Annotated in this window: 23 protein-coding genes, 1 tRNA gene and 1 pseudogene; 12 read left to right on the top strand and 13 right to left on the bottom strand. The window is 64.6% G+C overall.

Annotation, left to right across the window (positions count from 1 at the left end; all coding sequences use genetic code 11):
• Window positions 1-109: 109 nt before the first annotated feature.
• Window positions 110-1090 (top strand): helix-turn-helix transcriptional regulator, encoded by a 981-nt coding sequence (locus JQ587_RS29125; protein WP_212427636.1) that lies wholly within the window; start codon window positions 110-112, stop codon window positions 1088-1090.
• A gap of 49 nt (window positions 1091-1139) precedes the next feature.
• Here the strand turns inward: JQ587_RS29125 and JQ587_RS29120 are convergent, their stop codons facing one another.
• A complete protein-coding gene (locus JQ587_RS29120) occupies window positions 1140-3290 on the bottom strand; it encodes a methyl-accepting chemotaxis protein (protein ID WP_212427635.1) in 2151 nt (716 codons plus the stop codon).
• 56 nt (window positions 3291-3346) lie between these two features.
• On the bottom strand, window positions 3347-3622 hold the full coding sequence (locus JQ587_RS29115) for a hypothetical protein (RefSeq protein ID WP_212297215.1): 276 nt from the start codon (window positions 3620-3622) through the stop codon (window positions 3347-3349).
• A 385-nt stretch (window positions 3623-4007) separates the two neighbouring features.
• On the opposite strand from JQ587_RS29115, the gene JQ587_RS29110 reads away from it, so the two are divergent.
• Both JQ587_RS29110 and JQ587_RS29105 read left to right on the top strand, forming a co-directional pair.
• Window positions 4008-4940, top strand: coding sequence for an alpha/beta hydrolase (locus JQ587_RS29110; RefSeq protein WP_212427634.1), 933 nt, complete (start codon window positions 4008-4010; stop codon window positions 4938-4940).
• A gap of 216 nt (window positions 4941-5156) precedes the next feature.
• A complete protein-coding gene (locus JQ587_RS29105; protein ID WP_212297430.1) occupies window positions 5157-6380 on the top strand; it encodes an ABC transporter substrate-binding protein in 1224 nt (407 codons plus the stop codon).
• A gap of 71 nt (window positions 6381-6451) precedes the next feature.
• On the opposite strand, the gene JQ587_RS29100 is transcribed toward JQ587_RS29105, so the two are convergent.
• Window positions 6452-8014 (bottom strand): adenylate/guanylate cyclase domain-containing protein, encoded by a 1563-nt coding sequence (locus tag JQ587_RS29100; RefSeq protein WP_212427633.1) that lies wholly within the window; start codon window positions 8012-8014, stop codon window positions 6452-6454.
• Between the two features lie 179 nt (window positions 8015-8193).
• On the opposite strand from JQ587_RS29100, the gene JQ587_RS29095 reads away from it, so the two are divergent.
• Window positions 8194-9285, top strand: a complete 1092-nt coding sequence (locus JQ587_RS29095) for an enolase C-terminal domain-like protein (protein ID WP_212427632.1) — start codon at window positions 8194-8196, stop codon at window positions 9283-9285.
• A 6-nt stretch (window positions 9286-9291) separates the two neighbouring features.
• Here JQ587_RS29095 and ubiV read toward each other — a convergent pair whose 3' ends face one another.
• The 3 genes from ubiV to ubiT are packed head-to-tail and all read right to left on the bottom strand — an operon-like array spanning window position 9292 to window position 11724.
• Window positions 9292-10182 carry a ubiquinone anaerobic biosynthesis protein UbiV gene (gene ubiV, locus JQ587_RS29090; protein WP_212427631.1) on the bottom strand — a complete coding sequence of 297 codons (891 nt, stop codon included), beginning with the start codon at window positions 10180-10182 and terminating at the stop codon, window positions 9292-9294.
• Between the two features lie 31 nt (window positions 10183-10213).
• Complete coding sequence (gene ubiU, locus JQ587_RS29085; protein ID WP_212427630.1) at window positions 10214-11191, bottom strand: ubiquinone anaerobic biosynthesis protein UbiU; 978 nt, start codon at window positions 11189-11191, stop codon at window positions 10214-10216.
• A complete protein-coding gene (gene ubiT / locus JQ587_RS29080; RefSeq protein ID WP_212427629.1) occupies window positions 11191-11724 on the bottom strand; it encodes a ubiquinone anaerobic biosynthesis accessory factor UbiT in 534 nt (177 codons plus the stop codon). The genes ubiU and ubiT overlap by 1 nt, the downstream gene beginning before the upstream one ends.
• Before the next feature lie 90 nt (window positions 11725-11814).
• Here ubiT and JQ587_RS29075 point away from each other — a divergent pair, with 90 nt between their 5' ends.
• Genes JQ587_RS29075 through JQ587_RS29065 form a run of 3 tightly spaced genes read left to right on the top strand, consistent with a single transcriptional unit; the run spans window position 11815 to window position 14427 of the window.
• Window positions 11815-13341 carry a UbiD family decarboxylase gene (locus JQ587_RS29075; RefSeq protein WP_212427628.1) on the top strand — a complete coding sequence of 509 codons (1527 nt, stop codon included), beginning with the start codon at window positions 11815-11817 and terminating at the stop codon, window positions 13339-13341.
• A complete protein-coding gene (locus JQ587_RS29070) occupies window positions 13338-13922 on the top strand; it encodes a UbiX family flavin prenyltransferase (protein ID WP_212297223.1) in 585 nt (194 codons plus the stop codon). Before JQ587_RS29075 ends, JQ587_RS29070 begins: the two co-directional genes overlap by 4 nt.
• Before the next feature lie 49 nt (window positions 13923-13971).
• Window positions 13972-14427, top strand: coding sequence for an NUDIX hydrolase (locus JQ587_RS29065; protein ID WP_212427627.1), 456 nt, complete (start codon window positions 13972-13974; stop codon window positions 14425-14427).
• A gap of 3 nt (window positions 14428-14430) precedes the next feature.
• Here JQ587_RS29065 and JQ587_RS29060 read toward each other — a convergent pair whose 3' ends face one another.
• A complete protein-coding gene (locus JQ587_RS29060; RefSeq protein ID WP_212297225.1) occupies window positions 14431-14676 on the bottom strand; it encodes a hypothetical protein in 246 nt (81 codons plus the stop codon).
• Window positions 14673-15161 carry an L-2-amino-thiazoline-4-carboxylic acid hydrolase gene (locus JQ587_RS29055; protein WP_212297226.1) on the bottom strand — a complete coding sequence of 163 codons (489 nt, stop codon included), beginning with the start codon at window positions 15159-15161 and terminating at the stop codon, window positions 14673-14675. Before JQ587_RS29055 ends, JQ587_RS29060 begins: the two co-directional genes overlap by 4 nt.
• A gap of 414 nt (window positions 15162-15575) precedes the next feature.
• On the opposite strand from JQ587_RS29055, the gene JQ587_RS29050 reads away from it, so the two are divergent.
• A complete protein-coding gene (locus JQ587_RS29050) occupies window positions 15576-16862 on the top strand; it encodes a heme-binding protein (RefSeq protein WP_212427626.1) in 1287 nt (428 codons plus the stop codon).
• A gap of 22 nt (window positions 16863-16884) precedes the next feature.
• On the opposite strand, the pseudogene JQ587_RS29045 reads toward JQ587_RS29050, so the two are convergent.
• From JQ587_RS29045 to cpdR, 3 genes and pseudogenes are all read right to left on the bottom strand, one after another.
• Window positions 16885-17085 (bottom strand): annotated as a pseudogene (locus JQ587_RS29045) (hypervirulence associated TUDOR domain-containing protein); the annotation flags it as partial.
• A gap of 281 nt (window positions 17086-17366) precedes the next feature.
• Window positions 17367-17441: transfer RNA gene (locus JQ587_RS29040), tRNA-Val, on the bottom strand.
• Window positions 17442-17516: 75 nt separating this feature from the next.
• Entirely contained in the window at window positions 17517-17876 is a 360-nt protein-coding gene (gene cpdR, locus JQ587_RS29035; RefSeq protein WP_007597092.1) for a cell cycle two-component system response regulator CpdR, read from the bottom strand.
• A 329-nt stretch (window positions 17877-18205) separates the two neighbouring features.
• Here cpdR and JQ587_RS29030 point away from each other — a divergent pair, with 329 nt between their 5' ends.
• The 3 genes from JQ587_RS29030 to JQ587_RS29020 all read left to right on the top strand — a co-directional run bounded on the left by JQ587_RS29030 (window position 18206) and on the right by JQ587_RS29020 (window position 21425).
• The gene (locus JQ587_RS29030; RefSeq protein ID WP_212297228.1) at window positions 18206-19096 is read left to right on the top strand and encodes an N-formylglutamate amidohydrolase; all 891 of its coding nucleotides are present in this window, start codon (window positions 18206-18208) and stop codon (window positions 19094-19096) included.
• A 558-nt stretch (window positions 19097-19654) separates the two neighbouring features.
• Window positions 19655-20437 (top strand): histidinol-phosphatase, encoded by a 783-nt coding sequence (gene hisN / locus JQ587_RS29025; RefSeq protein ID WP_212297229.1) that lies wholly within the window; start codon window positions 19655-19657, stop codon window positions 20435-20437.
• A 22-nt stretch (window positions 20438-20459) separates the two neighbouring features.
• Window positions 20460-21425, top strand: a complete 966-nt coding sequence (locus JQ587_RS29020; RefSeq protein WP_212427625.1) for a Bug family tripartite tricarboxylate transporter substrate binding protein — start codon at window positions 20460-20462, stop codon at window positions 21423-21425.
• Between the two features lie 165 nt (window positions 21426-21590).
• On the opposite strand, the gene JQ587_RS29015 is transcribed toward JQ587_RS29020, so the two are convergent.
• Window positions 21591-22481: a LysR substrate-binding domain-containing protein gene (locus JQ587_RS29015; protein WP_212297231.1), complete on the bottom strand. Its 891-nt coding sequence runs from the start codon at window positions 22479-22481 to the stop codon at window positions 21591-21593.
• A gap of 95 nt (window positions 22482-22576) precedes the next feature.
• Between JQ587_RS29015 and JQ587_RS29010 the strand changes: the two genes are divergently transcribed.
• On the top strand, window positions 22577-23329 hold the full coding sequence (locus JQ587_RS29010; RefSeq protein ID WP_212427624.1) for a sulfite exporter TauE/SafE family protein: 753 nt from the start codon (window positions 22577-22579) through the stop codon (window positions 23327-23329).
• 24 nt (window positions 23330-23353) lie between these two features.
• Here JQ587_RS29010 and JQ587_RS29005 read toward each other — a convergent pair whose 3' ends face one another.
• Window positions 23354-23986, bottom strand: a complete 633-nt coding sequence (locus tag JQ587_RS29005; protein ID WP_212427623.1) for a LysE family translocator — start codon at window positions 23984-23986, stop codon at window positions 23354-23356.
• Window positions 23987-24088 lie beyond the last annotated feature (102 nt).

Genomic DNA, 24088 nt, shown 5'->3' with positions numbered 1-24088 from the left:
GCTGCTGGCATCGAGCGATGCGACGCATGACTTGGCGAATGCAATTCGAGATTGGTGGCACTGCCTGAGCGAATCCGTAGATTTGCGCGCGTAGCTTCGGGTGCTTCGTTTGCCGGGTTCAAGGGACGTCACTTATCTGGACAAGTATGCGGCCGTGCATTCGCACGACAGCGAGCTTGCGCGCGACCGCCTGTTCAGCGTCTACGGCGCGGACGGCTTCGACAAGGGAAGCGGAAACTTCGGCATCCGCGCCAACTACGCCAGGCTGACGGCCGTGGGTCTCGGCTTCTGCTCTTATGATGCTCCAGTCACGGTGAGTTTTCCCGAGGCGAGCTTCGTCAGGCAATTCTTCTCCATCCAGGGCCGCGCCAGCTTCACGACGTCGCGCGGAGGCGGCGCGATCGGTGCCTGGACACCCATCGTCTCCGGAAACTCAAGGCTGCGACTTCAATTTGGCGAAGACTATCGGCAATTGGTTCTGCGCATCGACACACTGGCGCTCGAACACACCATGAAGGCCCTCGCCGGCGACGCAAGCGACCGACGGCTCGAACTGTCCGAATCCGATCCGAATCCCTCCAGCATGTCGCTCTTCCGGCGACAGGTATTCCATCTCGCCGAGGAGCTGGAGACGTTTGCGGATCAATACTCGCCGCTTGCCCGAGCCGAGCTCGAGCGCGACCTCGTCGTCAGATTTCTTCTCGGCCATGAGCACAACTTCTCGGACCTGCTCAGGCGTGAACCGCGCAGCGCAGGACGCAGCGTCGTCGACAAGATCGAGGCCTTCATCGAGGCCAATTGGAGCCGGCCGATCGATCTCGACGAAATCGCTGAAGTCGCCAATGTCGGCGTTCGTACCGTGTTTCGCGAATTCGCGCGGGCCGGCAAGGGATCTCCGGCTCAATTCGCCAAGCGCGTACGATTGCAACGGGCCGCGGAATTTCTGCGCTCTCCGGTGGAAACCACCAGTGTCACCGGCGTCGCCTTCCGTTGCGGCTTCCAGAATATCGGCCGCTTTGCCGCCGATTATCTGCGGCTCCACGGCGAATTGCCGTCCGAAACCCTGAAGCGCGCCTCGTCGTCGCAATAGCAGCCGCGGCGATCGTTCACCGCGGCCGGCTGTTCTGCCCAGATGCCGTTCAGGCCGCGCGAATGGTCGCCAGGAATTTGTCGACCTCAGTCTTGAGCCGGTTGCTCTCGATCGCCAGCGATTGCGCCGAGGACAACACCTGGGACGACGCCGATCCCGTGTCCGATGCGCCGCGCTGGACGTTGGTGATGTTCGACGATACGTCCTGGGTGCCCCTCGCGGCCTGCTGCACGTTGCGGGAGATTTCCTGGGTCGCAGCGCCCTGCTCTTCCACCGCGGCGGCGACAGCCGCCGATATCTCGGAGAGGCTTCCTATCGTTGCCCCGATCGTCTCGATCGCCGCAACGGACTCCTGGGTCGCCACCTGAATACCGGTGACCTGCTGGCTGATCTCTCCGGTGGCCTTGGCGGTCTGCTCCGCCAGCGCCTTGACCTCGGAGGCCACGACGGCAAAGCCCCGGCCGGCGTCGCCGGCGCGCGCCGCTTCGATCGTCGCGTTCAGCGCCAGAAGGTTGGTCTGCCCCGCGATATTGCTGATCAGCTCGACCACATCGCCGATCCTGCCGGCCGCGCGCGACAATTCGCTGACACGGTCGTTGGTCTGCCGGGCCTGATTGACCGCCTCCGCCGCCATCCTGGCGGAATCCTGCACGCGATGGCTGATCTCGGTCACCGAGGAAGACATCTGCTCGGTCGCCGACGCGACGGACTGTACGTTGGTGGACGCCTCTTCGGATGCTGCGGCGACGGCAATCGAAAGCTGCTGCGTCGATTCCGCCGTGCCGGTGAGCGTACCGGCGGCGGCCTCGAGCTCGGTGGAGGCCAAGGCAACGGTCTCGATGATGTTGCCCACGGCAGCCTCGAACTCTCCCGCCATCCTGTGCATGTCGATCCGGCGCTGGTCGGCGGCCCGCTTCTCCAGGTCCCGCTGCGCCTCCCGGTCGAAGCCGAGCTTGGCCTGAAGCGCCTGGACCGCGCGCAACGCCAGCCCAGCCTCGTCGTCACGCTCGACGTTGACGCGACTGTTGAAAACGCCCTGGCCAATTTTCGACATGATATCGTTCAGATGCGCCAGGGGCCGCGAAATGGCGCGAATTGTCGCCAGTGACAGCAGGGCGGCGACGAGCAGGCCCACACACAGGGCGGCAATCGCGATCACATTCGAGAAGATGAACGAGGCTTCGGCCGCGTCGAATTCCGCCTTCGCTTCCTTGACCTGGATCGCGACCAGCCGATCCATGTCGGCCTTGGCGGCGCCGAAGAGCTCGGCGGCCCGGCCCGTCATGTGCGCATTCAACTCATCGAGCTTGCCGTCGGCCAGCATGGCGAGAGCCGGCTTGAGGCCTCGCTCGACATACGCGATCCGGTTCGGTGCGAACGAGTCCGCAACCGACTTCTCCTCCGGCGTAAGATAGGTCGCCATGTAGTCCGACCACAGCTTGTCGATCCGTCCGGCGTTGGCGTCGATCACGCCTTGAGCGTTCGAGACGACGCGGCCGTTGCGGGCTTCGATCGCCGATCGAAGGATGGCGAGCGAATTCTCCTTCATGCGATCGTTGATCTCGAACAATTGGGCCAGCGGTACCGAGCGGTCCTCATAGATCGACTGGGCATGCCGATTGACCTGGCTCATCCCGATCAATCCGGCGGCACCGATGATCCCCATGGACAGCGACAGGATGCCGACCAACGAGACCAGTCGCGCCTTCAGGGTCTTCGTGAACGGCGAGAAGACATCGAGCAACGAGCGCTTGCGGATCATGCCGGCCTCGATCTTGAAGGCACCCGCCTTCTTGTCGCGGATCGCAGCATAGACGCGCTCGGCCTGCTCGCGCTGATCCGCAGGCAGCTTGGTCCGGATCGACATGTAACCGACCAGCTGACCTTCTTCCCAGATCGGCGTCGCGCTCGCCAGCACCCAATAGAAGTCGCCGTTCTTGCGGCGATTCTTGACCGCACCTGCCCAGGGCCTTCCGGCCTTCAAGGTGTCCCAGAGATTGGCGAAGGCTTCCGGCGGCATATCGGGATGCCGGACGATGTTATGGGGCTGGCCGGCCAGCTCCTGCTCGGTGAAGCCGGACGCCTCGACAAACTGATCGTTGAAATAGATCAGCTTGCCCCTGAGGTCGGTCTTCGAGACGATCAGCGTCTCGTCCGTCAGCGGATACTCGGTGGCGGTGACAGGCAAATTGGTACGCATCGGTTATCTTTCCGGCAACATTGGCCTTTGGGTACAAATTGAGCGGGTCGGCGCGGCTAGATCTGCAGGATCTTGAGATGGACGATTTCGAGCAGACGTCGCGTCCGCTTGATTTGGTCCGAGAATTCCCGGCGCTTCTCCGGATCGCGAATCCGCGGTTCGACTTCATGGGCATGCTCGATCGCGAGCTCGAACTGGCCGGCCAGCCGACTGAGCGCATTCCGGGCGCTGACGCGCAGCGCGCCGGGCTCGATCCCGGACGAACGATCGCAACGTTCGATCGACGCATCGACGTCCTGCCGCTGCGCGCGAAACTGTATGATGTTCGACATGCTATTCTCCCGCGCGGAAGATCCGGCCCGCGGGATCGCTAGTATACGAATCGAGTTATCAGGGTATTTGACCGATCTACGACACTCTGGCCGGATTCTGACACGCGCGTTAAGCCGACCATGACGTTTGATGGTAACGGGATCGCTCTCATAAAGACGAGGCTAATAAGCCTGTCGAAAATCGGCAATCGAGCGAACATCGAGACATTGCTCTGGTCGACTGTTACCGGCACGGGCGCCACGCGTTCACTCCAGAGACGGAGCCGGACATAGCGGCAGAACCGACATGCCGTGAAATTGCCCAAAGGGGACTAACTAATAAGGCGAATTGAAAAGACAGGCCCGACGCACGAGCCATGATCGGGAACGCAAGGCCGGCACCGACATGAAGAGTTCCCTGGCATTTTTTCTCTTTCTGACCATGACAGCAGCTTCGGCGCAGGGCGTGACGCCGGTGCGACCAACCGCGCCGTCCGATCTCGTCCCGGTCGGCCTCACCGATAACGACACCACCGCCGGCGGCGTCGCGCGGCTGTGCGAACAGGTCACCTTCTCGCGCGGCCTGCGCTATGGCGACAGCGAGGCGAACGTGCTCGACGTTGCGACCAGCGAGACCACCAAGGCGGACACGCCGCGGCCGGTGCTGCTGTTCGTGGCCGGCGACACTTTTACCGGCGACCATGGCGCACCGGACCTGTCCCGCGACATCCAGGACGAGGCGATGTGCTTTGCCGCGCGCAACGGCATGATCGGGGTGCACGTGAACTACCGCCTGGCGCCGGCGGCGGCCTGGCCGATGGGCGCGACCGACGTCGCGGCGGCGCTGTCCTGGATCCACGGCAATATCGATTTGTTCAACGGCGATGCGCGCGAGATCGTCGCAGTCGGCTACGGCGCCGGCGCCTTCCATGTCGCAAGCCTCTTGGCCCATCCCGAGCTCCAGGCCGACCGCGCCGATGTCGCCGCGATCGTGCTGGTGTCCGGCATCTACCGCGCCGGCAAGGACGCCAGTGACAACGAGAAGGCCTATTTCGGCACTGACGCCGCTCAATATGACAAGCGCTCGGTGTTTCCCGGCATCCTCAATGTCGACGCGCCAATCGTGCTGGCCTGGGCCGCGAACGATCCCGCAAACCTGGTCGCGCAAGGCGAGACCCTGAAGAAGACGCTGTGCGGCGCCGGCCACTGCCCGCGCACCACGCTGTTGCGGAGCCACGACGGCATCGCGGCTGCGTTTGGGCTGGATGGCTCCGGCGATAGTCTGGCTGAACCGACGCTGCTGCTGGTGCATCAGTTGGAGGCGCGCGGGCTGCCGTAGGGGGCCTCGCGGGAATCCACTGTCACCATTTGCTGGGCCACCCCTCTCCGGAGGGTTAGGGAGAGGGGTACCACACGGGGGCTCTCTCAGCAGCGCGTCAACACACCTGCCGCTTCGTTCGGGGTGCCACAGGATTGCCAAACGCTTGACGTAGATCAAGCAGCCTGGGTGCGGATTGAGCCGACCTCGTCGGGGGCCAACGACAAGGTGTCGAGCATGCGCGTCACCGGCAGACTGCTGTTCGTTTTCATCGCCGCTCTCGCCTCACTCGGGGCGATGTCACAGCAACGTGCGGAGCAAGCGGCTGACGACAAGGACATCCGCATCGGCAACATCGTGCCCTATTCGGGGCCGCTTTCGGAATTCGGCGCGATCGGCAAGGCGGAAGCCGCCTATTTCGACATGATCAACGATCGCGGCGGCATCAACGGCCGCAAGATCCGCTTCATCACCCGCGACGACAATTCCGATCCCGCAACTGCGCTGGAGCTGACGCGTGATCTCGTCGAGAAGGACGGCGTGCAGCTGATGTTCGGCTCGTTCGGCACGCCCGGCAATCTCGCCACGCGCTGGTACCTGAACGAGAAGCAAATCCCGCAGCTGTTCCTCGCCTCCGGCGATGAGGAGTTGAGCCAGGCCAGGGCGTTTCCATGGACCATGGGCTGGCAGCCGTCATTCCGCTCGGAGGGGCGCATCTACGCCAACTACATCCAGGCCTATTATCCCCGGAAGAAGATCGTGGTGCTCTGGCAGAACGACCAGTTCGGCCGCATGCTCTACAAGGGCATCCAGGAAGGTCTCGGCGAGTTGAACCGTCACGTCCTCGTCGACGTCGCTTTCGACATCTCGGACGAGCATCTCGAAAGTCACGTCTCGATCCTCAAGCGCGCGGGAGCCGACATCTTCGTCTTCCTGGGCGTGCCGTCGACGGCGTCCAAGGTGATCCAGCTGGCGGCCTCGCTGAACTGGCACCCGGTCTTCATCGTCAACGATGCCTCGGCCTCGATCGCCAATGCGATGGCGCCTGCGGGCCTGGAGAATTCGGCTGGCGTGATCTCGGCGGCCTTTTTGAAGGATCCGAGCGATCCGGCATGGAAGGACGATCCCGCCATGAAGGACTGGTTCGCTTTCATGGACAGGTACCACAAGGTCGAAAGCACCAACAACAGCGCGGCGCTCTATGGCTATGCCGCGGCGGAGGCACTGACCAAGGTGCTGAGGCAGTGTGGCGACGACTTCTCGCGCGAGAACATCATGCGTCAGGCAGCATCGCTGCGGGATTATCATCCCTCCGTTGCACTGCCCGATATCAGGATGAACACCTCCCCGGACAGCTATCTGCCGATCAGGCAGATGCGGCTGGTGCAATTTGACGGGCGCTCGTGGCAGCCGTTCGGGGCGGTGATCGAGACGGCGTTCACGGAAGGCATGGCGCGGTGAGCTGACTCAATCGGTCGTCATGCCGGGCTTGGCCCGGCCATGACGCCGTGGAGGCTTCTGCGACCCAAAGCTCACGCCGGCTTCAGCGAGGCCAACGCACTCTCCAGCAACAAACGCACCCGCGCGGCGTCGCCGGACTTCACCACCGCGGGATCGAGATAGAGCTCGAGGCCCGGCGCGCGCTCCGTGATGACGCCGCTCCGCTCCGCCGCCGCGTCGTTCAGCGCATCCACCGAGTACGGGATCACCTCGCGGCTGATGCCCTTCATGGTGATGGCGGGCAGCGCATGGGCGCGGACGATGTCGCTGACGAGCGCGAAGCTCTCGTAGCTCAGCACGATGCCGCCGGGCTCGGCGATCGATTGCAGGCGTGCGGCGAGGTTCGCTTCCGCACCGATGATGGTGTAGTCCATGCGGTCGCTGCTGCCGAAATTGCCGACATTGCAATAGCCGGAATTGATGCCCATGCGCGAGCGGAACGGCTGCTCGATGCCGGAGGCCCGCCATTTCGCATTGAGCTCAGTGAGACGCTGCTGCATGCGCCAGGCCATCTGCAGGCAGGCCTGCGCGTCGGCGCGATCGCCCTTGGTCTCGGGATCGCCGAAGAAGATCAACATGGCGTCGCCGATGAACTTGTCGACGGTGCCGCCATGCTCGTGCGCGATCGCCGACATCTCGGTAAAATATTCGTTGAGAAGCTGGGTCAGCAATTCAGGCTGAAGCCGCTCGGTGGTCGCGGTAAAATTCTGGATGTCGGAGAAGAAGATCGTGAGCTTCTTGCGCTCGGTGTGGATGGTGACGTCCTTCTGGCCGGAGAAGATGCTCTTGTAGACCTGCGGCGGAATGTAGCGCGAGATCTTCATGGAGAGCGACGCCAGGAAATCGTTGGCGGATTCGAGCTCCTTGTTCATGCCCTTGATGCGCCTGGCCTGGCGGCGCTGCAGCGAGAGGAACGACAGGCCGCAGCCGGCAGCGACCAGGAAATAGGCCAGCAGGAACTTGAACGAGAAGATGTTGGCGGCGATCGGCTGGGCGATGATGACTTCCTGGATGCCTCTGATGTCACCGACCTTCCAGTCCTTCTTCGGGCTTTCGGGGTGGCTGTTGTGGCAGCTGACGCAGGCCGGGCCCATCGTGACCGGCGCGACCAGGCGGACCTTGTCGGAGAACAGCGAGGTTTCGGTGTCGACGATCTTCTGCTCGGGATCGGCGCGCAGCGCGGCCAGCGCATCCTTCTCGAACTTGTCGAGCTGGTGCGGGGCGCGGTTCTGGAACGGGAAGTCCGAGACGAAGCGGTAGGTGATGTTCTCCTGCTGGGCGCCGATCACCCGTCCGAGCTCCAGCGACAGCGTCGCGGGGATCGGGACCGCGCCGGCAACCGACTCGTAATTGTGCACGACCCTGGTGGTGCCGTCAGGGTTGGCAAGGATGCGCCCGACCACGTTGGAGGCATAATAGCTGCGCACGCTGGTGATGACGGAGTTGAGATCGGCGGCCTGCCGGCGCAGCGCCGACTTGCTGAGCTCGGTCAGGTCCAGCCAGACCGCGAGCGGCAGAGCGAGCAGGAGGAAGGCGATCACGGCCCCTGTCAGGATGCCGCTCTTGCGCTGCTCTTCGGCGATCTCTCGTTTCACGTGATGGCTCCGTTGTCGGCGTTTTTGCCGCAAGCTTTTCGGGAATTGCGGCATAACATGCCGCGGCACAGAGCCAACAAACGCGTTCCCGCGCAACCCCATTTTATGGAGGGCGTGGCAAACATCTTTTCGTTTCATGACGAATGTTTAAGATCGGTATCAACCCGCCGGGAGATCCCATGACCGAAACTATCCGCATCAGGCGCTTCAACGCGCGCCCCGTGATCGTGCCGATGAATTTGCCGCTCAAGACCTCGACCGGGGCGGTGGCAAAGGCGCCGCTGGTGCTGATCGACTGCGAGACCGACCAGGGCGTGGTGGGTCATGCCTATCTGTTCTCGATCACGCCGTCGGCCTTGAGGCCGCTGACCGCCATGGTCATGGACATGTCGGAGCTGCTCGCCGGCGAAGAGCTGCTGCCGTTCGAGGTCGAGCGCAAGCTGACCCAGCGCTTCACACTGCTCGGCCTCGCCGGCCTGCAGCGGCTGGCACAATCGGGCATCGACATGGCGGCATGGGACGCGCTTGCCCGAGCACGCGGCCTGCCGCTGGCCCGCCTGCTCGGCGGGGCACCAAAGCCGGTGAAAGCGTACAATTCGAAAGGCCTCGGTATCATGCCGGCCGGCGCGGCGGTGGAGGAAGCGCACAAGCTGCTGGCCGAAGGTTTTCAGGCCGCCAAGATTCGCGTCGGCCGCCCCGATGCGCGGGAAGATCTCGCCGTCGTGCGCGCAGTGCGCAAGGCCGTCGGCGACGAGGTGACGCTGATGTGCGACTACAATCAGGCGCTGACGGTGACCGAGGCGATCCTTCGCGGCGAGATGCTCGACGACGAGGGCCTGAGCTGGATCGAGGAGCCGATCCGCCACGACGACTATACGGGCTGCGCCCGCATCGCGGATGCGCTGCGCACGCCGGTCCAGATCGGCGAAAACTTCGACAGCGCGTTTTCGATGCAGGCTGCGCTGGCGGCGGAGGCCTGCGACTACGTGATGCCCGACGTGCAGCGCATCGGCGGCGTCACCGGCTGGCTCCGCGCTGCCGCGCTCGCGCATGCCGCCGGCATCGAGATGTCGACGCATCTGTTCTCGGAGGTCAGCGCGCAGCTGCTCTGCGTGACACCGACCGGGCAATGGCTGGAATATGTCGACTGGGCCGACGCGGTGCTGGCGACGCGGCTGAAGATCAGGGACGGCTTTGCGCTGCCGGGCGAGGAGCCCGGCAACGGCATCGAATGGGACGAGGCGGCGGTGAAGAAATATCTCGTGAGCTAGGTGCGGCTACGCTTGCGCGAAGGAAAAGCCGGGCTGGCCGCGGAGGAAGCCGTTGGCAAAGGCGACACCTGGATAGAGCTCCGACAGGCGGCCGCTGGCGTCTTCGGCCGATCTGCCCCCATCGAGCACATCGCGAAACGTCCTGGCGACCTCGACCATGTCGCAATCCTGCGGCGACAGCCGCAGCGAGCCGATGCCTGCCTCGCGCAGCGCCGCGATGTCGCCAATGAGATTGGTGCAGGCATGCGACAGGGTCTGGACACCGTTGACGGTGAGGAACTCCTGCTGGTCCAGCGTCTTCAGCGCGAGCCCGTCCGGGTCCTTTTCGCAGACGAAGCGGCAATTGTCCTTGGACAGCTTGTGCAGCCGCGCATGGTAGCAGCGTGCGGAGATCGCCAGCGGCACGCGGCCGAAGGCAAAGATCTCGATCAAGGCCTCGGGGACCGCCGCGGCGATCACCGCTGCTGACGAGATCGGCAGCTCGGGCGGCAGGCAGATTCGCGTGGCACCCTGCTGGACGTGAAAGGTCGCGCTGGTCTCGTTGTAGATGTTCACGTAGGGGCCGATCGCGTGCGGCCGGCCTCGGATCGATCTGAGGCAGGTCAGGTCGTTGACCTCGACCAACGGGCCGTCCGCCGCGCAAAGCTCCTCGGTCTGGCGCCGCTCGCGCCGGAGCGACACCAGGATCAGCGAACCCAGCAGAACCTGCTTGCCGGCACCCTCGAGGCGCTCGATCACGTCAGGCAGATATTCCGTGAAGAACGGCGCCCGTTTCGAGCACACGATCTCGCCCACCGACACGACGTCGACCGGCGCCTCCTCGGCGATCCGGAAGTAGAAGTCGCGCCAGCGTTCCGGCGCCCAATTGTAGAGGACGGGCCCGAGACTAAGCTGCATCGGGTTTCCTCTCATTGGTTCCCTGCATCGGTCACCGCCATGTCTTGCGATAGGCGCCGAGCGTGGAAGCCTGGCCTTCGGTGAACGGCGTCAAGCTGACGATATCGGCCTCGCTGCCATCCTCCAGCGTATCGAGCGCACGGCGGAAGTGACGGACCACACTCTCGATATAGGCGCGTCCGCGCTGGCGCCCCTCGATCTTCAGCGCGGCGACGCCGGCGCTTCGCAATCCGGCGAGCAGCGTCGTGGCATCGAGACTGACGGGGTCCTCGAAGATGTAGCCATCGCCAAGCGCGGTGGAGAACCGGCCCTTGCACAGGGTCGGATAGCCCGCGGCTTCCTGCGGCGCGAAGCAGTTGATGGTGAATCCGCCGAGCCGGGACGTCGTTCCCCGCCCGGTCTCCTCATAGGCGACGTGGCTCGCCGGAGAGCAGACGCCCTGCATGTTCGGCGATTTTCCGGTGGCGTAGGACGACAGCGAACAGCGCCCCTCGGCCATCACGCAGAGGCCGCCGAACACGAAGACTTCGGTCTCGCAGCGCGTCTCGCGCATGATCTCGGCGATCTCCGCGACGCTGAGCACGCGCGGCAGCACGACCCGGCGCGCCCCGAAGGTCTCGACATAGAAAGCGATGGCGTCGGGATTGGCGGCCGCGGCCTGCACCGAGACATGCAGGCGCTGGTTCGGATGGCGCCGCGCGACATAATCCATCAGCCCGATGTCGGCGACGATCAGCGCGTCCGCGCCGGCCTCGACCGCGTCATCGACGGCGCGCTGCCACAGCGCGGTGGCCGAGGCGCGCGGAAAGGTATTGATGGCGACGAGGATTTTCGCACCGCGGCCGTGCGCGAATGCGATCCCCTTGCGCAGCTCGTCGCGGCTGAAGTTCAATCCGGGAAAATTGCGCGCGTTGGTCTCGTCGTTGAAGCCGCAATAGACGGCGTCCGCGCCCGCGTCGATGGCGCTCCGCAGCGCGGCCGGCGTTCCGGCGGGACAGATCAGCTCCATCACCGCGGCTCCCCCGGTGAGCCGGTCAGCCTGTCCCGTGCAAATTCGAACGAACGCCTCGCCGGCCCACCCAGCGGACCGAACAGCGACGCCAACTCCCCGGCGAGATCGAGCCCGGCATCGTCGATCGCATTGCGCAGGGCGAGCACGGCCTCCACGTCGCCTTCGATGCCGAGCTGGCGCGAAAACATCAACGCATCGCCGTCCACCCTGCCTTCGACCAGGGCAAGCAAATTCGCCAGCGAGGCGGAGACGCGGGCATCAAGGTTCTGCGGCAGCTCACGCACCACCAGGAGCCGCGGCGGGGCAGCCTCGACGACGAACGCAAACGGCAAATCCACCGGCTTGATCCCGAACCGCGCGCGCCGGTGCTCGCCGAGCCTATCGAGCAGGCCGGGATTGCGCCTGAGAATATTTTGCAGGAAGCCGCTGAGAACGAGTTGCAGCGGAAACAGCGGCAAGGGACGGATCGCGAGCGCGAGAATCGGCGGGATTGTCGGCAATGGGCCGGAGACGGCGGACGAATGACTCATGGGATCATCTGAGCCATTTGCACGCCGATGTATTTGAGCGGGAACAAGGAAGATCGACATCGCGCCGGCTAGCTTCCGCTTTTTCGGGAGATGGCCGGCTTGCAACGTGACGTTCCGCGCTTTCGCGACTTATCCGACTTCGTGCGCTTCCTCGACGGCAAGGGCCAACTGCGACGCATTCGCGAGCCGGTCTCCGTGATCCACGAGATCACCGAGATCCACCGGCGCGTCATCGGGGACAACGGCCCTGCATTATTGTTCGAACGGCCGGTCAGGACCGACGGTCTTGTATCCGGCATGCCGCTCCTGACCAATCTGTTCGGCACGGTGGAGCGAACCGCGTGGGGCATGGGCATCACGCCTGACCGGCTCGACGAGCTCGGCACGATGATGGCCGAGCTGCGCACACCGCGGCCGCCGCACGGCATTCGCGATGCATGGCACAAGCTGCCGTTGGCGCGCGCCGCGCTCGCGACGCGGCCGCGATCGCGCGTCGCAGCGCCGGTGCAGGATCGCGCCGTGATGGGCGACGACATCGATCTTCATAGGCTGCCGGCCCAGATCTGCTGGCCAGGCGAGCCCGCCCCCCTGATCACCTGGCCGCTGGTCATCACCGCGCCGCCGGACTCGGCGACGGCCGATCAAGAGGAGAATGTCGGCGTCTACCGCATGCAAATCCTCGGCCGCGACCGCGCCATCATCCGCTGGCTCGCGCATCGTGGCGGCGCCCGGCATCATCAGCAATGGAAGGCGCTTGGGCGCGACATGCCGGTGGCGATCGTCATCGGTGCCGACCCTGCGACCATCCTCGCCGCCGTGCTGCCGCTGCCCGAGGCCATCTCCGAGCTGCGCTTCGCCGGCATTCTGCGCGGCGAGCGGCCCGAGCTGACGCCATGCCTCACGGTCCCGCTCGAGGTGCCCGCGACGGCAGAGATCGTCATCGAGGGCTTGGTCTCGGCCACCGAGACCGCCGCCGAGGGACCCTATGGCGATCACACCGGCTACTACAATTCGGTCGAGCAATTTCCGGTGCTGCGCGTCACCGCCATCACCTCGCAGCAACAGCCGATCTACCTGTCGACCTTCACCGGCCGCGCACCCGACGAGCCGTCGCGGATCGGCGAGGCCTTGAATCAACTGTTTGTGCCGTTGATACGGCAGCAATTCCCTGAAGTGACCGATTGCTGGCTGCCGCCGGAGACCTGCTCATACCGGATCGCGATCGCCTCGATCAAGAAGCGCTATCCCGGCCAGGCGCGGCGGCTGATGCTCGGCCTGTGGTCCATGCTGCCGCAGTTCAGCTACACCAAGCTCCTGATCGTGGTCGACGACGACATCGACATCCGCGACTGGCGCGAAGTGATGTGGGCTGTCGCGACGCGGAGCGACAGCTCGCGCGATCTCGTCACGCTCTCCGACACGCCGATCGATTATCTCGACTTCGCCTCGCCGAAATCCGGGCTCGGCGGCAAGCTCGGGATCGACGCAACGACGAAGATTCCCCCTGAGACGGAACGAGCGTGGGGCGAGCCGCTCGCGATGGATCCCGTCGTGATCGCCAGGGTCGATGCGATGTGGCCCGCACTCGGGCTCAGCGGGATACGAGAGCCCGCATGAGCGAGCGGCACGGCGTGATCGTCGGCATCAGCGGCGCCTCGGGCGCGGCGATCGGCATGCGGATCGTCGAGCGGCTCGCGGAGACTCCGCGCTGCGCGGTGCATCTGGTGATCTCGCCGGCCGCCGAGCGTACGCTGGCTGAGGAGGTCGGCGCTGATGCGCTGCCGCACTTGCGCGCCCTCGCCTTTCGCAACCACGCGCCATCGGATATCGGCGCCAGCATCGCCAGCGGCTCGTTTCCGGTCGGCGGCATGATCATCGCGCCGTGCTCGATCCGCACGCTGTCGGCGATCGCCTGGGGACAGCTCGACAATCTGCTGGTGCGCGCCGCCGACGTGCAGCTCAAGGAGCGGCGGCGCCTGGTGCTGCTGGTGCGCGAGAGCCCGCTGCATCTCGGACATCTGCGCACGATGGTGCAGGCCACCGAGATCGGCGCGATCATCGCGCCGCCGCTGCCGGCCTTCTATCTGAAGCCGCAATCGCCGGACGAGATCGTCGACCAGATCGCCTGCCGTGCGATCAATCTCCTGGGCCTGCCGGACATCTCGGCACCAGCGCGGCAATGGCGCGGCGAAATATGATCGTCAGGCGGCGATTGCGACGGCGCCCGAAGACGTCTAACGATGCCCCATGACCACATGGCGCCCTCATCCCCACATCCGCGTCGTCGCGATCGGCCTGCACTGGCGGGGCGGGCGGCTGCTTGCGGCCGAGGTGCGTGACGATGCGGGCCGGATCAAGGGCGTGCGCCCGCTCGGCGGCGAGATCGAGTTCGGCGAGAGCTGGCAGGCTGCGCTCGTGCGCGAATTCGACGAAGAGCTCGGCATCGACATCACCATCATTGGTGCAACCCTGATGATGGAGAACATTTTTGTCCACGAAGGCGCGACCGGGCACGAGGTGATGTTCATCGCCGACGTCGCGTTCCCGGACGGCGCCTTCATCGACCAGGAGCGCATCGACTTCCGCGAGGACAATGGAGAGGAAATCGTCGCCCGCTGGTTCGATCTGACCGAGCTCGACCTGCCTGGTGGCCCGAGCCTCTATCCGACCGGACTGAAGGACTTGCTGCTCAAGCGCGGCTGACAGCTACCACGTCTCCGCACCGGGGATTTTCTTGCGCACGGCCATGCGCTGGATCCAGATGCAGCGGCGGACCGACCTGTTGGAGCGGCCGACGGCGGATATTCCTTCGCCGGCCTGAAGCAGCGGCGCCACGGTCTCGCGCAGCGCGCGGCAGCGTTGCAGCTCGGCCTGCCAGTCGATGATGGCAGCATTCGCGCTTGATGCCGTCAGCGCCAGGACTGTCGCGGCAAGACAAGTCGTCCGCATCATTCACGCTCCCTTCCATTTGATCGATCCGCCACGCGCCGGTAGCGGAAGTCGCAATGATCGGCGCCTTGCATGATGGTCTGCGTGCGCGTGAGCCTGATGTCCGGACCGAACCCTTCCGCGGTGGCAAAGTCGGCGGTGCAGACCATGAGGAAGCCAAGCTCCGGCTCGCCCAGCGCCTTGTAGAACTCGGCATAGGCGCATCGCTTCACGTCGAAGGCGAATGCATCCTGGGTCTGTTCGATCACGTCATAGGCAAGCGCGTCATCGCGCGCGTAGGTCTTGAACGCGGATGCCACGGCCTGACCGAGATTGGTTTCGTTCTTCGCTGTCCAGAATTCCTCGCCGAAGCGGCGATAGAGGTCGCCGAGCGCCTTGCGCACCAGCGCGTTCGCGCCTGCCTCACCGAGCTCGGCTTGCAGCGCCTTGACCAGTGGCACCAGGACCTGCGCCTGGATCTTTGCCTGCTCGATGACCGATATGCTCATGGGCAGCCTTCCCGTCTTCAGTGCTTCAAGGTGAACCCGGTCCGCGACTCTTTCGCCTGTGAAATGGACCACACTTGAAACATCCCTGAGGTTGTATCATTCTCTAGATGTAACCAAGACGAACGGGGCTTACGATCCCGTATCGGTTTTCTCGATCATTTCATTCTCGAACACCCCTTGGAAGCGTCGTTTCGCGCTGGGTGACACGGACGATCCCCGTGACGGGCGAAGAACCCAGCGATCGCGAGCGGTTTCGAAAAACTCCGACGCCTCGCCGAGCCCGGCGATGCGGGAGCGGGTCGCGCACGTGCGGCACGGCCCGGCCATCAAGGGACAATCGATCAGCCCGGAGCGCCGGCCCGGGGGAGCGCCGGCATCGACAGTCGTTCTTGCAGCCATCGAGAGGAGCGCCCCATGGACGAACCCAAGCCGCTCACCAGCGCCTTCAACAGGACCGCAAATTTCTCCATCCACCAGGTCGACCGCGTGTTCAGGGCTGCCGCACACGCCGCGGCCGTCCCCGCTGCCGTGCCGGTCTCCCTGCCGCCCACGCTCGGTCCGCTATCGGCCTTCGCCGGCACTTTCACCGGACAGGGGTTCAACACGATCTTCCGGCCGGACAGCGCGACGACGCCGACCCAGATGCCGGGGCCGATCAACACCACCGACCCGCCCGACAACGTGCTGGAGCTGAACCTGACCGACGAGACGATGTCGTTCTCGAACAGTCTCGGCTCGATTCCCAATCGCGGCTCAGGGCCGCAAGCCGATGCCTTCCTGAACGGCGTGCCTTATCTCCAGACCATCAACGACGTCACCACGGGAACGCCGGTCGGCATTCACTTCGAGCCCGGCATCTGGCTCGCGGTGCCCGCCTCCACCAATCCGCACGAGCCGTTCACCGTCGCGCGCATGGCCTCGATCCCGCACGGCACGACGATCACCGCGCAAGGCACCGCGCTGCCGGCCGTCGCCGGCAAGCCGACCATCGCGGCGATCGACATCACGCCGTTCTTCGGCGGCAATCCGGCCAACAAGTTCACGTTCCAGAATCAGATCGCCGCCAACAAGACCACACGCCGGCTGCCGCAGGACCTCACCGCGCTGATCGCCTCGGGCAAGCTCACCCAGGCCATGATCACCGATCCGAACACCGTGCTGCGCAACCAGATCGCGCATCAGACCATCAGCCAGACCGTCATCATCGAGACCTCGACCAGGCCCGGCTCACCGCTGTCTGGCGGTCCCTTGCCCGCCGTCCCAACGGCCGGACCGCATCCGCAGGCGCCGAACTTCGCAGGCGGCACCGCGAACATCGCGTTCCTCCAGGGCGTGCCGGTGCCACAGCCGGGCGGCAATGGCGCCAACGCCAACGCATTCCAGATGGATGCCGTGTTCTGGATCGAGACGGTCATCTACGACATCGACGTGCCGCGCATTGCGGCGGGCGAACCGCCGATCATCCTCCAGCCGGCGCAGAAGGGCACGGTTCCGCTGGTGCCGGGCTTCGTCGCCACGCTTCCGTTCGTGCCGGGCAAGGCTTTTGCCGGTGGCCGCGTGCGGGTGGCGACCACGCAGATTCAATATTCGCAGAAGGTGATGCTGGATTTCAACGGCCTGACCTGGCCGCATGTTTCCGTCGCCTCGCTGGTGCCGGCCGCGCTGGTGCCGATTCCGGAGCATCTGCTGCCGCTGACGTGAGCGGGCTTGCGCCGGCGCGACGTCAGGAGCGCAGCAGCCGAAGCGCGCGCCCCTTGTGCAGGGCGACGTGCTCGGTCTTGTCGCTTCTGATCTCGTATTGCGGATCGTCCGCCGTCGCGTGGTGAACGTAGCCCTTGTAGTCGACGTCTTTGGTGTGGACGCGCAGGATATGACCGCGCACGCGGCCGGCCTCGGAATTCCAGCTGACGTGATCGCCGCGCTTAAGGGATTTTGGCGAGGTCTTGGACGAAGACTTGGGCGAAGTCTTGGGCGAAGTCTTGGGCGAAGTCTTGGGCATGACGGAACAATGCCGGAGCGTGTGGGCGTGTTCCGAGGGCGGGAGCAAGACGCTCCAGTCCGTCTCCGCTCTGCGAGCTACGCCGGACACGCTTCGTATCGATATGGACGTCTTGTGGCTTGCCTGGCCGAAGCTCGCGGCGGCAGCCCGCCTACGCCCTTTGGGCTTCGGCGCGGCATCCTCCTCTCGCTATCGCGAGCGAAGAATGGTGGGCACGACAGGGATCGAACCTGTGACCCCTACCATGTCAAGGTAGTGCTCTCCCGCTGAGCTACGTGCCCTATTAGTCCACTTACGTCGGGTGGGGTCCCTATAACGGCTCGTGGGAGCCGGTGCAAGGACGGAACGGGGCCAATTTAGGCCGCGAGCATCTTGTTCACTTCGCTCACCAATTCGCGCAGGTGAACGGGCTTGGACAGCACCTTGGCGTTCTTGGGGGCGTCCGAATCCGAGTTCAGGGCGACCGCGGCGAAGCCGGTGATGAACATGATCTTGATGTCGGGATCGAGTTCCGAGGCCCGGCGGGCGAGCTCGATACCGTCCATCTCCGGCATCACGATGTCGGTCAGCAGCATCTCGAACGGCTCTTCCCGCAACCGCTGATAGGCGGCCATGCCGTTGTCATGAGACGAGACCTGAAAACCGGCGTTTTCCAGCGCCTTGACCAGGAAACGGCGCATGTCGTTGTCGTCTTCGGCGAGCAGAATCTTTGGCATGGCAGGAACGTCGAATCCCCAGAGGATAGGCAGCGACCACTAAGCCCGACAGAGGGTAAATTTGGGGTGAAAATCTTAACCCCTGGGGCTCGCGCTGCCGGGGTGTTGTGAACCGGAACGGGCTGCGAATCAATCGAGCCGCGATCGGGCGTCCCCGTCTCCCTGCCCACACGGTTAAGACATGTTCCAGCGCGGATCACGCTTTTTCGCTTGGCAGAATGGTTGCGATTCCGGACAATGACGACACATAAGAGCCGCTCGACCGGCCGAATCATTCGATCCGGGACCGTGCGGCGCCAAAGCGGCGTGAAGGGACGAAGCCTGAGAAGATGACCCGGTTTGACGGCGACACGTCGCCAGCCTTCGAGATCGTGGAGCCCGCCGAGTGGCGCGCGCCTGTTATCTTCAACTCGCCCCATTCCGGCTCGACCTATCCGGATGACTTCCTCGCAGCATCGCGGATCGACCTGCCGCAACTGCGGCGGTCAGAAGATTCCTTCATGGACGAGCTGATCGGCCATCTCAGCGCGCGTGGCTTTCCCACGGTGCGGGTGAATTTTCCCCGCTCCTATGTCGACGTCAATCGCGAGCCCTATGAGCTCGACCCCCGGATGTTCACCGGACGCCTGCCGAGCTTTGCCAACACCCGCTCGATGCGGGTTGCGGGCGGGCTAGGCACCATTCCGCGCGTGGTCGGCGACGGCCAGGAGATCTATCGCGACCGCATCCTGGTCGACGACGCGCTGGCGCGGATCGAGACGCTGTACAAGCCCTATCATCGCGCGCTGCGCCGGCTGATCAACAAGGTGCACCAGATGTTCGGCACCGTGGTGCTGGTCGACTGTCATTCGATGCCGTCGGTCGGCGTCAGCAGAGACGAGCCGCGCCGTCCCGACGTCGTGATCGGTGACCGCTACGGCACCAGCTGCACGCCGCTGCTGCCCGACCGTGTCGAGGAAACCATGACCGGGCTCGGCTATTCGATCGGCCGCAACAAGCCCTATGCCGGCGGCTTCATCACCGAGCATTACGGCAACCCCGCAAGCGGCCTGCACGCCGTGCAGCTCGAGCTCAACCGAGCGATCTACATGGACGAACGGCGGCGCGAGCGCGGCCCACGCTTCGAGCAAGTGGCGAGTGACTTCGGCATTCTCGCCGACGTACTGGCGACCACGATCCCGTTCGGCGATCTCGGCCCGTTCCAGGCCGCGGCGGAATAGACGAAGTCTTCTTCTTCAGACGATCAGGCCGCGTGCAGCTGGCGGGCGCGTTTTCGTTTCCCGTCGACACGCGCCTGAAACTGAAACCAGAGGCGCCAAGACAGCCCAAAGAAACAAGACAGCCCAAAGAAAAAAGGGCCGCTCGCGAATGACGCAAGCGGCCCAAGTCTAGGGAGGAAACGCCCAAGGAGGGCAGCGGTAACGCCAAGCGCTACCGCACCGCAACAATATGCGGCCGCGCCGCACAAAGCGCAAGGGCTTTTGAGCCGTTTCCCATGCAAAAAGACATGGCTCATTTGCTTCCAGCGAAATCCAGATTCAGTTTCTTTAATAAGGAAATTCAATGGGTTGATATCTGTTTGCATACGAACGAGGCATCTCCGGAACTAAGTTCTCAACACCGTGATCGATATTTGATCAGCATATGGCTCGCCGGAGGCAGCCGCTGTCCGCATCCAAAATACCAGGGTGCAAATCAAGACAGCGCTGCACGCGAGAGGCGAATTGAGCTAGGCAGAGATGAGAGCTTCAGCCCGACTTTCGTTTTGAGGATGCGCCGTGACGGTGATCGACTTCTCAGCCTTCATCGGCCGGCTTGCCACCGCCTCCGGCGAAACCATCCTGCCGTTCTTCCGCACCTCGTTGTCGATCGACGACAAGAGCAAGACCAAGGATTTCGATCCCGTCACGGAAGCCGACCGCGCGGCGGAAGCCGTGATGCGGCGGCTGATCAAGGCCAGCTTCCCCCAGCACGGCATCGTCGGCGAGGAATTCGGCAATGAGCGGGAAGATGCCGATTATGTCTGGGTGCTCGACCCCATCGACGGCACGAAGTCGTTCATCGGGGGCTTTCCGATCTGGGGCACGCTGATTGCGCTTTTGCACAAGGGCGCGCCGGTCTACGGCATGATGCACCAGCCCTTCATCGGCGAGCGCTTCTCCGGCGACAACGGCTCGGCCAACTACAAGGGCCCCTCCGGCGAGCGCCGGCTGCAGGTCCGCCGCTGCGCCTCGCTGTCGGAGGCGACCACCTACACCACCTCGCCCTTGCTGATGAACGAGCGTGACCGCGCCATTTTCGGCCGGATCGAACAGGGTGCGCGCCTGTCGCGCTATGGCGGCGATTGCTATTCCTATTGCATGCTGGCGGCCGGCCACGTCGACCTCGTGGTCGAGACCGAGCTGAAACCTTACGACATCGCAGCCCTGATCCCGATCGTGACCGGCGCCGGCGGCGTCGTCACCACCTGGGAGGGCAAGCCGGCCCAGGGTGGCGGCCGCATCGTGGCAGCCGGCGACGCCAGAGTTCACGAAGAGGCACTGAAGCTTCTCAACCAATAACGAACGCGAGCGGGAGGCTTGCATGACCATCTCACGCAGGCTTCTCCTTGTATTGTTTTTGCTGCTGCCGTCAGTGACGTCCGCACAGAATTTTCCGGCAAAACCGATCAAGCTGATCGTGCCGTTCCCGGCCGGCGGCCCCAACGACATCATCGCCCGCGTGATCGGCCAGCGCATGTCGGAACTGGCAGGCCAGCCGGTGCTGATCGACAATCGCGGCGGCCAGGGCGGCGTGCTCGGCACCGACGCGGTCGCCAAGAGCGCGCCCGATGGCTACACCATCGCCATCTCCTCTGCCGGTGCGCTCGCGATCAGCCCGAGCATGGAGAAGGTCGCCTACGACACGCTCAACGACCTGACGCCGGTGACGCTGGTCGCGACCGTCCCGGAAATGCTCGTTGTCGCCACCGACGTTCCGGCCAAGGACATCAGCGAATTGATCGCGCTCGCCAAGGCCGAGCCCGGAAAGCTCAATTTCGCCTCGTCCGGTCCCGGGAGCCTGCCGCATCTGGCCGGCGAATTGTTCAAGCTGACGGCCAAGATCGACATCGTGCACGTGCCCTATCGCGGCGCCGCGCCTGCGGTGAACGATCTGCTGGGCCAACAGGTGCAGATGACATTCCTCGATCTTCCGGTGCTGCTGCCGCTGGTCAAGGCCAATGTCTTGAGGCCGATCGCGGTCGGATCAATGGAACGCACCCCGACCGCGCCCGACGTGCCGACCACGAAGGAAGCGGGCTTTCCGGATCTGCGCATCGAGAACTGGTACGGCATGGTTGCGCCCAAGGGCACGCCGAAGGAGATCGTCACGGCGCTGCACGACCTCGCAACCAAGGCGATGGCGGATCCCGCGGTGAAGGAAAAGCTCGCCCAGCAGGGCGCAACGCTGATCGGCGATGAGCCCGAGCATTTTCGCGCCTTCATCGCGGACGAAACCGCGAAATGGGCGAAGGTGATCAAGGACGCGGGCGTGGAGACGGCGAAGTAGCTGGCTCTACACCTCGCCCGCTCGCGGGAGAGGTCGGCGCGAAGCGCCGGGTGAGGGTTCTCTCCTCTTGGGGGTCTTTCTCGCGGCGATACCCTCTCCCCAACCCTCCCCCCGCAAGCGAGGGAGGGAGCCGACCACCCGTGTGGAAGCACATCGCTTTGGTCCTCACACCGCCGCCGCCCGCAAATGCTCCACCAGCATCTTCGCCGGCCGCGGCAATGCCTTGAAGCTGCGCGCGCAGATCACCAGCCTGCGGTTCGCCCAGCCGTCGCGCAGGCGGACCATGGCGAGGGGCATCAGCTTGGCGCAGCGGCGGGCGGCGGATTCCGGCACCAGGGCGACGCCGACATCCGCAGCGACCATCTGGCAGATCGCGTCGAAGTCGCGTAAGCGCGCGCGGAAATGCGGGCGCATGCCGAGCCGCGCGGCGTGCTTTGAAATATGCATCTGAAGCGCGGTGGCGCTGGTCAGGCCGACGAATTCGCACGCATTCGCCTCCTGAAAGTCGATCTGGCGGCGGCCGGCGAACGGGCCGCGCCGGGAGGTCACCAGCGTCAGGCGGTCCTCGCTGAACACGAAACGCTCGATGTGGTCAGGCAAAGCGTGCTCGGCGGCGAAGCCGAGATCGGCGGCGCCCGCGGTGATCGCGGCCGCGATGTCGGTGCTCTCGCGCTCCTCGATGTCGATGGCGATGTCGCGGTGCTCGCGCAGGAAGCCGGCGAGCGCCTTCGGCAGATGTTCCGACAGGCCCGACGTGTTGGCGAGGAAGTGCACGCTGGCGCGTACACCGCTGGCAAAGCCGGCAAGATCGCCGCGCATGGCATCGATCTGGTGGATCACGATCCGCGCGTGATCGAGCAGGCTCTCGCCGGCCGCAGTCAATTCCACGCCGCGGCGTCCGCGCTTGAGCAGCGCGACGCCGAGCGCGTCCTCGAGCCCCTTGATGCGCGCGCTGGCGGAGGCCAGCGCCAGATGCGACCGCTCCGCACCGCGGGTAATGCTGCGCTGGTCGGCGACCGCGATGAAAAGCTGGAGATCGACAAGATCGAAACGCACTGTTGCTTCTCCAAATTCAGCCTTCGCCTTAAACGAAGGCTGTCTCCGTAACCTCCAGATTGTGCCTTCGTACGGCTTCGGTCAATGTGCAGGGCATGATCGACCCGCTTCTCATTCTCATCGCCGCCGTCTTTTTGGCCACCGGCTTCGTCAAGGGCGTCGTCGGGCTCGGCCTGCCGACCGTGTCCATGGGCCTGCTCGCGGTGAACATGGCGCCCAGCCGCGCGATCGCCATCGTGATCGTGCCCGCCATCGTCACCAACATCTGGCAGACCTTTGTCGGCTCGTATTTGCGCGACATCCTTCGGCGGCTGTGGCCGCTGATGATCGGCACCGTGATCGGATGCTGGCTCAATGCCGGCGCCCTGACGGGCCCCTATGCGCGCCACGGCACCGCGGTGCTCGGCATCCTGCTGGTGGTCTACGCCATCATCGGCCTCAGCAAATTCAAGTTCCACGTCGCGCCGCAGAACGAGAAATGGGTCGGCGGCGTGGTCGGCTTGATCACCGGCGTGATCTCGGCCTCGACCGGTGTGCAGGTCATCCCGTCGATGCCGTTCATGCAGGCCATCGGCATGGAGAAGGACGAATTGGTGCAAGCGCTCGGCGTGTTCTTCACCACCGCAACGCTGGCGCTAGCCTTCAACCTCACCGCGGGCGGCCTGCTGACTCCGGCCAATGCCGTGCCGGGCGCGGTGGCCATGGCCATGGCCTTTGCCGGCATGTTCATTGGGCAGTCGGTGCGGGCGCGGATGCCGGCGGAAGCGTTTCGCCGCTGGTTCCTGGTCGCGATGATTTTGCTCGGCGTCTATCTGGCCGGCAGCGCGCTGCTGAAGGAACTCGCCTGACGTGAGATCCTTCGTTCGAATGAGTTACCGCGTCTCCAGCATGGCCACGCGGATGCCGAGATAGATGAAGAGGCCGCCGAGCGCGCGGTTGACCCAGGCGATCACACCCTCGGACTGCCGTAGCCGGTGAGCGGCCTTGGCCGCGAACGCTGCCAGCACCAGGCACCATAGCGTACCCGTGCAGATGAAGATCAGGCCGAGCGTCAGGAACGCCAGCGGCTTGTGCGCGGAATCGGCTGCGACGAATTGAGGCAGGAAAGCCAGGAAGAACAGCGCGACCTTGGGATTGAGCGCGTTGGTGAAGACGCCCTGGAGGAAGACCCGCCGCAGCGAGCTCCGCTCGGCCTCGTCCCTGACCGCCACCAGCGCCGGCCGCGACCACAGCATTTGAAGGCCGGTCAGAACGAGATAGGCCGCGCCGACCAGCTTCAGGATCGAGAATGCGGTGGATGAGGCCATCAAAAGCGCCGAAAGGCCGATCGCTGCGCCCGCGACGTGGAAAAAACAGCCGCAACTGATCCCGAACGCCGCCGCCGCCCCACCGCGCCAGCCCATCTGCATGCTGCGCCCGATCACATAGACCGTATCCGGCCCAGGCGTGATGTTGAGCACCACGCCCGACAGGACGAAAAGCCAGATTTCGTGAATGCCCAGCATGAGAAAGGCTCCCGCCGCCCGGCCGGGCGATTTCAGGGGACTGGCCTTAGTCGGTTCGCACCCGGCCGTCCACCGCCGGGAATGCCGAGTATTTGCGTCAAA

It is taken from the genome of Bradyrhizobium manausense (assembly GCF_018130615.1).
Taxonomy (GTDB): domain Bacteria; phylum Pseudomonadota; class Alphaproteobacteria; order Rhizobiales; family Xanthobacteraceae; genus Bradyrhizobium; species Bradyrhizobium manausense_A.
This window is presented reverse-complemented; position numbering and strand designations above follow the sequence as displayed.